This is a genomic window from Salinicola sp. MH3R3-1 (assembly GCF_001937155.1).
Classification (GTDB): domain Bacteria; phylum Pseudomonadota; class Gammaproteobacteria; order Pseudomonadales; family Halomonadaceae; genus Salinicola; species Salinicola halophyticus.
Map to the genome: position 1 here is coordinate 55,074 of NZ_MSDP01000009.1, position 12,485 is coordinate 67,558.

The following is a 12,485-nucleotide window of genomic DNA, read 5'->3' on the forward strand; positions in this document are numbered from 1 at the left end:
CCGATAGCTTTTGCCTCCGAGCCGGATTCGGGGACGCACCCGTGAGACGCTGGCAACGCCTGAAACAGCCGTTCCGTCGCGCGCCCCATGGCGGCGTCATTCGATTATCGCCGCCGGAAGTGCTGCTGCTCGGCTTTGCCCTGCTCTGCGCCATCGGTGCCCTGTTGCTGTGGCTCCCCGGCAGCGGAACGCGACCGCTGGCCTGGCACGAGGCGCTGTTCACCGCGACCTCCGCGGTTACCGTCACCGGACTCAGCGTCGTCGATGTCGGCCAGGATCTGACCTTCGCCGGCCAGCTGGTGGTACTGGCCTTGATCCAGGTCGGCGGCCTGGGCTTCATGACCTTTGCCGCGCTCACCGTGCTGCTGATGGGAACGCGCTTGCCGCTGAGCCAGCAGAACCTGGTTCGCGAGGCGCTGGGCGAGATCGCCTTCAGCGATATCCGTGATCTGGTCAAGCTGGTGATCGCCTTCGCCTTTATCACCGAGGGCGTGGGCACGCTGCTGCTGGCGTGGCACTGGGTACCGGAGTACGGCCTGAAAATGGGGTTGTGGCACAGCCTTTTTCATGCGGTTTCCGCCTTCAACAATGCCGGATTCTCGACCTTTTCCGATAGTCTGATTCAGGAAGTCGGCGACCCGCTGGTCAACGGCGCGATTACTCTGATGTTCATCGTCGGCGGGCTCGGCTTCGTGGTGGTGAGCGACCTGTATCGCCACCGGCGCTGGTCGCGCCTAGCAATGCAGACCAAGGTCGTGCTGCTGGCCACATTCTGGCTCAACGTGGTCGCTACGGCGATTCTGCTCGGGCTCGAGTGGACGAACCCGGACACCCTGGGCGGTCTCGGCGATATCTTTGCCAAGGTGCAGGCCGCCTGGTTCCAGGCCGTCACGCCGCGTACGGCCGGGTTCAATACTCTAGAGATCGGCTCGCTGACCGACGCCTCGACGCTGCTGGTGATGCTGCTGATGTTCATTGGCGCGGGCTCCAGTTCCACCGCCAGCGGCATCAAGATCACCACTTTCGTGGTGCTGCTGCTGACGGCGCGGGCGTTCTACCGCAATACCGAGCACCCCACCGCCTTTGGCCGTTCGATCACCCAGGAGACCGTGATCAAGGCGATCACGGTCGCGCTCGCCGGGCTCCTGCTGGTCTTTCTGACGCTGTTCGGGCTCACCATCACCGACGGCGATCATTCGTTTCTCGATCTGGCGTTCGAAACCGTTTCCGCCTTCGGTACCGTCGGCCTGTCCCGCGGCATCACCAGCGATCTCTCGCTGCCCGGCCAGTTCCTGCTAGGGCTGACGATGTTGCTGGGTCGTGTCGGGCCACTCTCGGTGGGCTATTTTCTCGCCACCCGCCAGGCGCGAGGCGTGCGCTATGCCAAGGGCGAGATCCAGATCGGCTGACGATCTGTTGCGTTCGTTGTGGTGCTGGCGACGCGTTCACATCGGGCGCATCGCGAGCTGCCAGGCGACCAGCAGCATGATCGCCCCGACAACGATATCGACGATCTGCCACCAGCGGGGATCGCGCAGGCGTGGCGCCAGCCAGTGGGCCAGTCCGACCAGACCGAAGAACCACAGTAGCGAGGCCAGCGACGCGCCCACCACGAATCCTGTCGGGCTGGCCTGCTGGCCGCCGATGATGCCCAGCATCACCACCGTATCCAGGTAGACGTGAGGGTTGAGCAGCGTGACGCCCAGCGTGGCGGCCACGACCGCTCTCGCGCTCACGACGTTATTGCTCACGCCGCCCAAGCCGGCCTCGCCGCGGCTCTCCCCCCGCCATTCAAGAGATCGAGCGCGGCCGGCGCGTCTGAACGCCGCCCCAGCCTGCCACAGCAGCCACACCACCCCGCCCCAGAGAGCCAACTGCACGCCGACGGCGCTGGCTGTGATCAGCGGGCCGAGTCCGGCCACGCCGGCGGCGACCAGCAGCAGATCACAGACGGCACAGATCCCGGCCACCAGCCAGCCGTGTTCGCGTCGTAAACCCTGACGCAGCACGAAGGCGTTCTGCGCACCGATGGCGACGATCAGACTGGCACCGACCAGCAGACCGTGGAACAGAGAAATGCCCATGGAATCAACTCACAAGAAGAGGGACTCGCATCATCTCGCCAAATCGACTATTAATAAAAATGAACATGCTAATGAGGCATTAGAAAATTTGATGCTGGATTACAAGCTTCTGGAAGCCCTGGCGGCCATCGTCGATCAGGGCGGATTCGACCGCGGCGCACAGCAGTTAAATCTGACCCAGTCGGCGGTGTCGCAGCGCATCAAACTGTTGGAGGCCCGGCTAGGCCAGCCCGTCGTGGTGCGCGCGCCGCGCCTGCTGCCGACGCCACTGGGGCAACGGCTGCTGAATCACGCTCAGCAGGTCCGCCTGCTGGAGCACGATCTGCTCGACAAGATTCCCGCTCTGGGGTTGGGCACACAGCGACTCCGCCTGGCCATCAATGCCGATAGCCTGGCGACCTGGTGGGCGCCGACACTGGGGGATTTCTGCCACCGCCGCGGCGTGCTACTGGACCTGGTGGTCGACGATCAGGAAGTGGCACTGCGCCGCATGCGTGATGGCGAAGTCGCCGGCTGCATCTGTGCTACCGCGCGTCCAGTGCAGGGCGCACGCGCTCGTTCCCTGGGGATCATGCGCTACCGGGTAATGGCATGCCCCGCCTTCGCCAAGCGGCATTTCGTCGAGGGCACGACCCGCCAGGCCCTCGAACGCGCCCCCGCGATTCTCTACGGGCCGGATGATCTTCTACATCAGCGCTATCTCGATGCCCATGGCTTCAAGGAGCCCTTTCCCCATCATCTCTGCCCCTCTTCGGAGGGCGTACTGCACATGGCGCTCGCCGGTATCGGCTACGCCCTGATTCCGGAGTGTCAGGCTACCGACCATCTGCGGTCGGGTCGGCTCGTCGATCTCGACCCGCGACATCCGTTGGACGTGCCGCTGTACTGGCACTACTGGCGCCACGGCGGAGAACTGCTCGATGCATTGACGGCACACCTGATTACCGCCAGTGACGACTGGCTGAACGTTCCGGAAGAACTCGCCACGATCGACTGACGGTCAGCGCCTCAGCGAGTGGCTTTGCATGCCTTGATGAAAGAGAGTGACATATGCCAAGAACGCCCAAGACCTCGACATGGATCACCCTGGCCGGTCTGCTCACCCTGGCCACGCTAGCCGGCTGCGCCAGCGACAGCCAACCGCTTGATCGGACGGCGGGCAACAATACCGTGACCGGCCTGGGCGACGATCAGGACGAGGCGCTGGACAATGCCCGCGCGCACGCCCTGGCGCAGTGCCAGGCTCACCAGCGTGACGAATTCGATATCCTCGAACAGCGGATGACGGGGCCGAGCGACGGGCTGCCATCGACCACGGATACCCGCACCTCGCCCCAGGGCGCCACGGTCGACGAAGACACCGAGCTCCAGGCCGCCACCCAGGAAGGGGATGGCTACAAGGCCACCTGGACCATCCGCTGCCGCTGATGACGACCGGCTGTGACACCGTGACTAAACTCGGCGCAGGCCCTCGACGCTATCGATCTTGTCGTCCATGTGCTGCTCCCGGTCGGTACGGGTTCCCATCTTCATCGTGGTGGTAATGCGCGGGGCACCCATGGCGTGCACGCCTTCATGGCAAGCCTTGACGACCGCCATGACCTCGTCCCACGGCCCTTCGATATTGGTGCCGTAGGCGTGCATGCGATGGTGAAGCCCCGAATTCTCGATGAGCCGCTGACACTCGGCGACGTAGCGGGAGACCGAGACGCCCACGCCCAGCGGTACCACACATAAATCGACGATCACGTGCATTATCGAACTCCTCTGAGTCATCCCTGTTTCGGCGATTCTGCCGCAGTCCGGCACATCGCTGCCAAGCGGCTTCCAAGGCGAAGCCGTTACGGCTCGTCCATTCAGCCACGAGCCGTCTCCCGAGTCGATTTTTGAACGCAAGATCGACCATACGACGCTAAACTATCGCACTAATAGCGGCAGGCTTATTGACGAGAAAGCCGTTAGCACGCAATGTAAACAACGCTAACAAAGGGAACAGGGACCGTGGTGCACCACGTTTCCGCCGCCGTAGCTCGATTATTCTAGCCGTTACGAGCGAGTGAAGATGGCCGATATCACGCGTCAATGCGGTCCAAACCGCAAGTCATCAGACCACTCTTCGCCGTTGGAACGGCGCGTTACCAGAGTGCGGTCGGGGAACGCGCTGCGCCCCTCGCTAGGAACGACCATGACCAGTAACACGGCAATCGCCCCCGTTGCATTACCCGATACGCGCGCGCGTCACACCCTCGAGACATTGCTCGAAGGTTCCGGTGTCACTCTCAACGGCAATCAGCCCTGGGACATTCGCGTTCATCATCCGGACCTTTTCTCGCGAGTCATCCGCCAGGGTTCCATCGGTTTCGGTGAAGCCTACATGGACGGCTGGTGGGAGTGCGATCGTATCGACGAGATGATCCACCGGCTGCTTCGCCATGGCCTTGGCGGCGCCGCGCATACCACCAAGGAACGCGTCGTCTACAAGCTGCAGTCGAGCTTCATGAACCTGCAGAGCAAGGCTCGCGCCTACATCGTCGGCAAGGAGCACTACGACTTCGGTAACGACCTCTTCACCCGCATGCTCGACGAGACGATGTGCTACTCCTGCGGCTACTGGAAGGAAGCCCGGACCCTGCACGAGGCCCAGGTCGCCAAGCTCGACCTGGCCTGTCGCAAGCTCGGTCTCGAGCCCGGCATGAAGGTGCTCGACATCGGCTGCGGATGGGCCAGTTTCGCCGAGCATGCCGCCCGTCACTACGGGGTGGAAGTCACCGGGATCACCATCTCCGAAGAGCAGGCCAAGCTCGGGCGCGAACGCTGCGCAGGGCTGCCGGTGGAGATCCTTCTCGAGGATTATCGCGAGCTCAGCGGCGAGTTCGACCGCATCGTCTCGATCGGCATGTTCGAGCATGTCGGCCAGCGCAACTACGCCACCTACTTCGATACAGTCAAGCGCCTGTTAAAGCCGGGTGGCCTGTTCGTGCTGCACACGATCGGCTCCAACACCAACGATGTCAGCATCGATCCGTGGATCAACAAGTACATCTTTCCCAACGGCATTCTGCCATCGGTTCAGCAGATCGGTGACGCCAGCGAAGGCAAGCTGGTGATGGAAGACTGGCAGAATTTCGGCCCCGATTACGACACCACGCTGATGGCCTGGCAGGAGAATCTGCTCGCCCATTGGCACGAGATTGCCGACAACTACGGCGAGCGCATCAAGCGGATGTTCCTCTACTATCTCGGCTCCTGCGCGGGCGCCTTCCGGGCGCGCGACATCCAGCTGTGGCAGGTCGTCTACTCCAACGGCCGCGGCGGACGTTACGATTCACCACGTTGAGTTGTTGGCAGGCCAACCACCAGCAACATGCGAGGGCCCGCAACTGCGGGCCTTCGTTACCTTCTCTCTGGGTCGTCACGCAAGTGGCCAGGCCACCTGGCATCTAGAATCGTCTGCCCAGCCAGTACTCCTATCACGCCGTCTTCGAGATATTCCTGATCAAGTCCACGCGCCTTTTCCGCCCCCACCTGCCCACGTTTGCCGGTGGCCTGGCTCAAAGGATGACTGACTCCCGCGGCCATGGCATCGATCATCGGATCGTAAAGCGCGGAAAGCGCTAACTCCGGTATCGAGTGCTTCAAGCGTCGGTAGATGCGAAACCCTTCAGGATCCAGATCACCCCAGTACGAAGGCTGAGGGAGCGCGAGCAGGTCAGATAAACCTGGTGTCGATTGACCGTCCCCAATCAAACGAACGTCATCAGGGCGATCCAGCGCTTCCGCCAACGAGAGACCGTAGCCGAAGCTGCAGACTAGGGCGACACGTCGATCCAGCCCACACCGACATGCTTGGTCAAAGCTTTGCGGATTCTCGATCAGTAATAACGAATCAGGATTATCAGGCGACGAAATCAGCACGCGCACTACCGGACGAGCAAACCGGTTGGTGTCGATGCCGAATGCTCGCGCGAGAAGCGGGAAACTGCCTAGTAATTTGCTGCTCCCCAATAGATAACGCGCGCTAGCCTGGAAGGCCGTCAGCTCGTATATCTCCGGCGCATCGCTTGCCAGACGCCGCAATCCTTCGGAGAGACGGCGCTGCTCCTCCAATGACCAATCCCCGAGTGGGCCATCCAGAGCCCGATTCCATATTCGCCTTTGCTCCCCCGTCAACCATAAGGCCGGATCTGCAGCCTCCATGGCGTCCTGCAAGTCAGCAACATGAGCCTCTGTAAGGCAAACAAGAGGATTCAGCCCATTCAGTGGAGACAGTGCCGTCTCGCCGCCCCCTTGAGGCAAGCTAATAAAGCCGCAACGGTAGAGCTCAATGAGCGGCTGACGGCCTTCACGTAGCGAGCGGCAAACATTTTCCCTGAGCAGGCGTTTAGCGAGCGTATCAGCCTTGTTTCTGGGTGGCGTCTGTTCCAAGCGCGCTGTCTTTCGCCATGTGGACTCCAGATCCTCAAGTAGCGCCAACGCTACCGGATTCAGCATCTGCCGATCACGATTCATCGGCAGGTTCCTTTGCCCGGGTCACGTGAATCCCAAACAGGCTGGCTTCGCCGGCCCCACGCCCTGACTCTTCCGGCGACACGGCACGCCCCTCGCGAACGATGACGTGGCCGCCCTGCCCCTGCTGGCCACCGATCACGCTACCCACCAGATAGGTCGGGAAGATGCTCGGATCGTTTTCATAGTTGGGATTGTGAATCAGGCCGATCATCTGGAATCGGCCCCGCGTATTGCGCAACGACTCCAGCGAATCCTGAATCAGGCGGCGATGCGACAGCTTCGAGAACAGCCCGTCGAGAACGATGACGCTCTCGCGGCTGGCCCGGGCGCGGCGCTTGTGATGTCCCGGCAGTTCCCGCAGCTCGCGCTCGATGGCGAATTCGGACAGCTTCACCAGCCACATCAGAGAGATCGCCTCGCGCTGACCCTCGGACATGTCCTCGTTGAGGGAGAACAGGCGACCGTGCGGGCGAATCGCATCGTGCTTGAGACGAATACTGACGTCGCGGAACAGCCCGCGGTAGATCCGGCGGCGAATCTGCCGGGTCAGATCGTCGTCGCGTCCGCTTTTCGCCTGCCCATTGTCGCCGGCCTGCTCGAGCCGACGGCGCTGTACCGCCAGATGCGCGTCGATGTCCGCCAGCAGCTGCTGGATCAGCTCCCGGACCGAATCGTCGGCGATCAGGTCGGCCTTGACTTCGAAATAGGCGCCACCGCCACTCGAGCGCCGCGCGACTCGACGCAGAATCTCCAGGTTGCCGGCCGCATCGATGATGATCGAACTGAGTCGCTCGACCAGGGTGTCTTCGATCTGGACCCGCGATGCCTGCAGCCGGGCGACCCGCTGGCGGTGATCGTCGAGCTGGACGTCGAGCTGACGGTGCAGCCCGCGCAACGACTCCAGGGCCTCCACGCTGACGCCTTCCAGCGTGCCCAGTCGCGCGCGCTCCGTCTCGTTGAATAGCCGGCTGGCGCTGGCCGACTCCAGCGACATCGCCAACGCCTTCTCACGCGCGGTCACATCCCGCGCCTGGCGTTCGCGATTGCGCGAGCGCTCGCCGAGATTGAGGCTGCCCAGCCCCTCGAGCAGGGTCTGCTGGCAGGTCTCGAAGGCGTCCAGCTCGAAGACCGCGACATCGTTGTCTTTGCCGCCGCCCTCTTTGTCGCCCTCTTTGGCGTCCGCCGCCGCGTGCTCCAACGGCGCAGCCAGCCAGCGCCGCCATTCCGCCAGTGCGGCGTCGAGACGAGGGGCATCGTCGCCATCCGCCGGCCAGCCGGCCTGACCGTCGGCCCTGGCCCGTTCGTACCAGCCCTCGGGGAGTTGCCGCAGCACCTCGAGCCAGGCGACGGCGAACTGATCTACTACGTTGAGTGCCTGCTGGTGGCGGGCAAGTCGGCTTTCCAGTTCGCTCTGCTCGCGACCGTTGCTCTTGCGCCGCTCGCGCGTCTCCTTCAGCGTCTGTTTCAGGCGACCGATATCGCGCTCCAGCGTGCGATTGCCGCCCTGATCGTCACGTACCTGCAGGAAGCTGCGGATTCGCGCGAAATCGAAATCGGCGCGCCGACTGGCGTGGGCCAGCGCCGAACTCAGTGCCGCTTCGCGGGTCTCGGCGTCGTGCATGAATGCCGGGCCGTCCTCGGCGACGAACGCCGCCAACCGCCGCAGACGCTCACGCTCGCCATCGCCGAACAGCTGGCTCAACTGCTCGCGACACGTTTCACGACGCGTCTCCACCTCTTCGGTCTGGAGGGTCAGTTCGGCGAAGCGCTCGTCATGTTCGGCCAGCTCTTCGCTCAGCGTCTCCAGACCGGCGTCGATCTCACCGAGGCGCTCGATACCGCCGGCACCGGCGAAGCGTTCCGCGCGCAGCCACAGCTCGCCGTGATTTTCCAGCTCACGCGCGGCCTGCTCGCGCTGCGGACTTAGCGTCTCGATGCGTTCCGCGGCATGCTCGCTGGCCTGGGCGGCAGCTTCGAGAGCGGGCTCACCGCCCTCCTCCAGGAATCGCTGAAAGTCGTCGATCGACTTCATCGCGGCGTCACCGAGCCGCGGGGTCAATGCCTCGAGTTCGGTGTCCAGACGCTCGCGCTGCTCTTCCAGCGCCGCCAGGCGCACTTCGGCCTCCTGTTGCAGGGCCTCTTCGGCCTGCAGCGCCAGTCGGAAGCGTTCCCCGTGCGGGTCGAGCCGCTGGATCTCTTCTTCCAGCGCCAGCTGGCGTTCACGGTCCACCGACAACCGCTGCTGGGTCTCGTCCCGCAGCGCGGCGAGATAGGCCGGGTCCAGTGCCGCCTTGACCGCCAGCGTCTCGACCCCCTGGACGGCGCCCAACGGCAGCTCCCCGCGCGCCAGCGTCGCCTGTAGACGCTGGGCTTCGAGCACCGGCACACCGCAGCCGGCGTCGATCAGGCACTGCGACGCTTCCCGTGCCTGTGCCTCGCCTTCGACCACCGGCGCGAACAGCTGGCCCGCGGCCTGGGCCAGCCAGTCGCGGCGCCGAGTATCCTCCGCCTCGAGCCCGGCCAGCACCTCGTGTAGCGGCCGAAATTCGATCTCGCGGGTTTCCAGCCACTGGCGAGCTTCGGTCTCCGAGGCCAGACGAGCCAGCGGATCGCCACTCAGGCTCTCGAGATAGCGTTCCCGGGCCTCGATCGCCCCGGTCAGCGTTTCCCGTTCGCGCAACAGTCGCGGATAGCGCGCCTTGGCATCCTTGAGCCAGGCTGTGGGAGGCTGGTCGCTGGTCGTCCGGAACTCGCTCAGCGCTCGCTCCAGCGTCTCGAACTGCTGCACCTGCTGATCGAGCTGATGGCGTCGGTCCTGACCTTCGCGCGCTTCGCGATAGAGCGTGTCACGCAGATGCACCGGCGACGCGTCGCCGTGCCAGTGCCGGTAGCGTTCGGCGGCGTCTTTCAGCGGTTCCAGCCGCGCCAGCCGCGCCTTGGCATCGCTCTGGGCACGATTCGCGTCGGCCAGCGCCTGCTCGCATTCGGCCAGGACACTCTTGCGCTCGCTCCAGAAACCGACCGGTGACTGCTCGGGCCACTGCTCGGCGAACGCCTGCCACGCATCGCGTCCCGCCGCCAGCGGCGCCATCTCACCCTCCAGACGATGGCGCTGTTCACGGCGTGCCTGCAGGGCCTCTCGCGTCGATTCGCGCTGCGCGTCCAGCGCGCTGCGCTGGGCGTTCCACTCCTCGAGCTGCGCTTCGAGGACCTCCTGCTGCTCATGCTTGGAGGCCAGCAGGACGTCGGGCGAGGTATCGGGATGCTCGGCGATGAAGTCCTGGTACCACTGCGCGGGCTGCTTGAATTCGCCCATGCGGCCGAGATGATCGGCATGCGCCTTGCGGGCCTCGGTCAGCGCCGTCTGAGCGGCGTCTCGTGTGGCCTCGGGCGATTCCAGCTCGATCTCGGTGAAGAGGCCTTCGGCCAGCGCCTGGGTATAGACACTCTGGTTATCGATGAAATCGCGCTGGCGCGACTCCAGCTGTTCGCGCTCCTGCTCCAGACGCTCGACCTCTTCGTCGAGCTGTTCGGCGTCCAGCCGCAACGAGCGGCGATATTCGCGATCGGCGATCACCTCTTCGCGGAAGCGATTGCCATCCAGCCCCTCGAACACTTCGGCGGCGTCGTCGAGTACGCCGAGGGCGCGATAGCGCGCGGCGTCGTCGCTGAAGGCGTGGCTGTCCGCCAGCCAGGCCCGCGCTTGATCGAACGACACATGACCGATATCTCGCGCCGTGAGCCAGGTCGCTTCGGGAAGGTGAACCAGCCGACGGTACGTATCGACGCGGGCACCCCGCTCGGAGAGTGCCTGACGCACGTTGCGCTCGGCCTGACGCGAGAGTTTCGCCAGCAGCCAGGTCGAGACCCGGGGCCGCTCGGTATCGCCGGTCGCCCAGGCGAAGCCGGCGATGCTGTCGGCGATCTCGCGGCTCAGCTCGTCACGCGCCTGGCTGTCGGCAAAACCCGGCAGCCCCGCCAACGGCGCAAGCGCCTGGCCGCCGAGCAGACGCTCGGCGTCGAGCAGCGCCGCGTCCAGTCCGCTGAGCTGGCGGCGGGCCTCGAGCAGCCCTTCGCCCTCGTCGTTGAGCGTTGCCAGTCGTTCGACCTTTTCGTCGGCACGGCGCTGATCGCTCTCGGCTTCCGCCAGCCGATGGCGCAGCTCGGTGATCCGGGTGCCGGAGTTGAGAATGACGTCCTCGATCAACTCCTCTTCCTCGTCGGTCTCGCCACGCGTCGCCCCGGACAGCACCTGCGGGGCCAGCACTTCGTAGAAGAATGCCTGGTCGGCCTTTTCGCCGGCCCGCGGCTTGATCGCGTTGAAGATCTGGCTCTTGTCGGCGCCGCCTTCTTTCTGGAACGCTGCCAGCTGCGCCAGCTCGCGCCGGGAGATATGCACGCCGACCGCTTCCAGCCACTCTTCGCGGTTGTGGGCGCGGGTTACGCTCTGTGACCGCATCGCGCTCTGGAAATCGGCGTTGGCGTAGAGCGCCAGCTTGCCGTCGCGGGTGATGTGATGCACCGGCACGTCGGAGAGCTTGCCCGGGTAGTGGTAGAACACCAGACCGCTGCCATCGCTGTAGCCGTACATGCCGAAGACGAAGGTTTCGCCGGCGACTTCCTCGCCGGCCGCCGCCAGCATGTCATCCTGCTGGCTGCTGTCCTGCGCGCGGAACTCGACCCGTAAATGGGTCCAGCTGCGTCCTTCACCGTTGACCTTGGAGGGCGAGCATTTGCGCCGGGTCCGCGTCAGCAGCTGGCGATCCCGGGACAGCATGCCGATCAGCGCTTCGGCCATGGTGGTCTTGCCGAAGCCGTTTTCCATGCTGATCGCGCTCGACTGCCCCCGCAGGTCGAGCAGCAGATGACGCATCTTGGCTTCCCAGGGGGACGCGATATCGCCGTGCTTGTTGAGCAGATTGGCGATTTCGATACGGTTGATCACGCTCACCGGCGTTCCTCCTCGGCATTCTCGTCCGTCGATTCGCTAGTGTTCTCTTCCGACGGCGAGTCAAACATGTCGGCGGCGTGGCTGGCGTTCTCATTTTCGCTTTCGGGCTCGTCCGTCGAAGCTTCCTCCGCGGCTATTTCGTCCACTGACACTTCGTCCGCGGCCGATACCTCTTCCAAATCCGGGTCGACGTTGTCGAGGGAGGTGAGCTCGATCAGATGCGTCAGATGGTGGACGCCGATCTGCTCGGCCTCGAGCGCGCCCAGCAGCGTCTGCTGCCAGACATCCTCGTCGGCCGCCTCCCGTACCGTCTCGAGATGGCCGGCGCGGCTCAGCAGATCGATGAACGCCTTGACCCGGCGCGGGATGTCCTCGCCGCGCTCGTCGAGCAGCACTCGGCTGTTCGCGGGGGCACGCTCGCCGAGCCCGCGCAACGTCTCCAGCTGCTCGCGAACCAGTTCGACCAGTTCTCGGGTCACGAAGGTCGCTTCCTGGTAGCGGCTGACATCGGACAGCGCTCGATTCAGGCGGGTATAGATCAGCGTGTGCAGCAGCAGCCACAGCTGCAGATACCACAATGCCAGCTCGGCACGGCTCTCCTGACGCAACTTGAGCGCTTCGAACACCGGCTCCCGGGTGTAGAGCGGTGGCTGTTCCATCTCCGGGTCCGGCAACAGCGCGAACAGGCGTGAACCCGGCGCGATACCGGGATAGTCACCGGATTCGAACGCCTTGAGACGCAGCCCTTGGCCGGCGAGAAAATCCCGCAGCGCCTCGCGCTCGTTTTCCTGGGCGTCGTCGATCAAGGCACAGACGTCACGCTCCGAAAGCTGACCTTCGCGTGCGGCACGGCGCTTGCGCCCCCCGCTGGGAACGCGCTCCGCGGTGCGATAACGCAACAGGTAGGCAACGACTTCGCCCATTTCCATCATATTCATAAA

Annotated in this window: 9 protein-coding genes; 4 read left to right on the forward strand and 5 right to left on the reverse strand. The window is 64.3% G+C overall.

What is annotated here, in order from left to right; genetic code table 11:
- Positions 1-41: 41 nt before the first annotated feature.
- The gene (locus tag BTW08_RS06895) at positions 42-1,409 is read left to right on the forward strand and encodes a TrkH family potassium uptake protein (protein ID WP_075561788.1); all 1,368 of its coding nucleotides are present in this window, start codon (positions 42-44) and stop codon (positions 1,407-1,409) included.
- Between the two features lie 36 nt (positions 1,410-1,445).
- Here BTW08_RS06895 and BTW08_RS06900 read toward each other — a convergent pair whose 3' ends face one another.
- The gene (locus BTW08_RS06900) at positions 1,446-2,084 is read right to left on the reverse strand and encodes a LysE family transporter (RefSeq protein ID WP_075561789.1); all 639 of its coding nucleotides are present in this window, start codon (positions 2,082-2,084) and stop codon (positions 1,446-1,448) included.
- 91 nt (positions 2,085-2,175) lie between these two features.
- On the opposite strand from BTW08_RS06900, the gene BTW08_RS06905 reads away from it, so the two are divergent.
- Together BTW08_RS06905 and BTW08_RS06910 are read left to right on the forward strand one after the other, a co-directional pair.
- The gene (locus tag BTW08_RS06905) at positions 2,176-3,081 is read left to right on the forward strand and encodes a LysR family transcriptional regulator ArgP (protein WP_075561790.1); all 906 of its coding nucleotides are present in this window, start codon (positions 2,176-2,178) and stop codon (positions 3,079-3,081) included.
- 53 nt (positions 3,082-3,134) lie between these two features.
- Positions 3,135-3,512: a hypothetical protein gene (locus tag BTW08_RS06910; RefSeq protein ID WP_075561791.1), complete on the forward strand. Its 378-nt coding sequence runs from the start codon at positions 3,135-3,137 to the stop codon at positions 3,510-3,512.
- Positions 3,513-3,536: 24 nt separating this feature from the next.
- Here the strand turns inward: BTW08_RS06910 and BTW08_RS06915 are convergent, their stop codons facing one another.
- A complete protein-coding gene (locus tag BTW08_RS06915) occupies positions 3,537-3,839 on the reverse strand; it encodes an MTH1187 family thiamine-binding protein (protein WP_075561792.1) in 303 nt (100 codons plus the stop codon).
- 430 nt (positions 3,840-4,269) lie between these two features.
- Between BTW08_RS06915 and cfa the strand changes: the two genes are divergently transcribed.
- Positions 4,270-5,421: a cyclopropane fatty acyl phospholipid synthase gene (gene cfa, locus BTW08_RS06920; protein ID WP_075561793.1), complete on the forward strand. Its 1,152-nt coding sequence runs from the start codon at positions 4,270-4,272 to the stop codon at positions 5,419-5,421.
- A 56-nt stretch (positions 5,422-5,477) separates the two neighbouring features.
- On the opposite strand, the gene BTW08_RS06925 is transcribed toward cfa, so the two are convergent.
- Genes BTW08_RS06925 through BTW08_RS06935 form a run of 3 tightly spaced genes read right to left on the reverse strand, consistent with a single transcriptional unit; the run spans position 5,478 to position 12,482 of the window.
- Entirely contained in the window at positions 5,478-6,593 is a 1,116-nt protein-coding gene (locus tag BTW08_RS06925; protein ID WP_075561794.1) for a Wadjet anti-phage system protein JetD domain-containing protein, read from the reverse strand.
- Positions 6,583-11,544 carry a hypothetical protein gene (locus tag BTW08_RS06930; RefSeq protein WP_075561795.1) on the reverse strand — a complete coding sequence of 1,654 codons (4,962 nt, stop codon included), beginning with the start codon at positions 11,542-11,544 and terminating at the stop codon, positions 6,583-6,585. Before BTW08_RS06930 ends, BTW08_RS06925 begins: the two co-directional genes overlap by 11 nt.
- The gene (locus BTW08_RS06935) at positions 11,541-12,482 is read right to left on the reverse strand and encodes a hypothetical protein (RefSeq protein WP_246837667.1); all 942 of its coding nucleotides are present in this window, start codon (positions 12,480-12,482) and stop codon (positions 11,541-11,543) included. The genes BTW08_RS06930 and BTW08_RS06935 overlap by 4 nt, the downstream gene beginning before the upstream one ends.
- Positions 12,483-12,485: the final 3 nt, after the last annotated feature.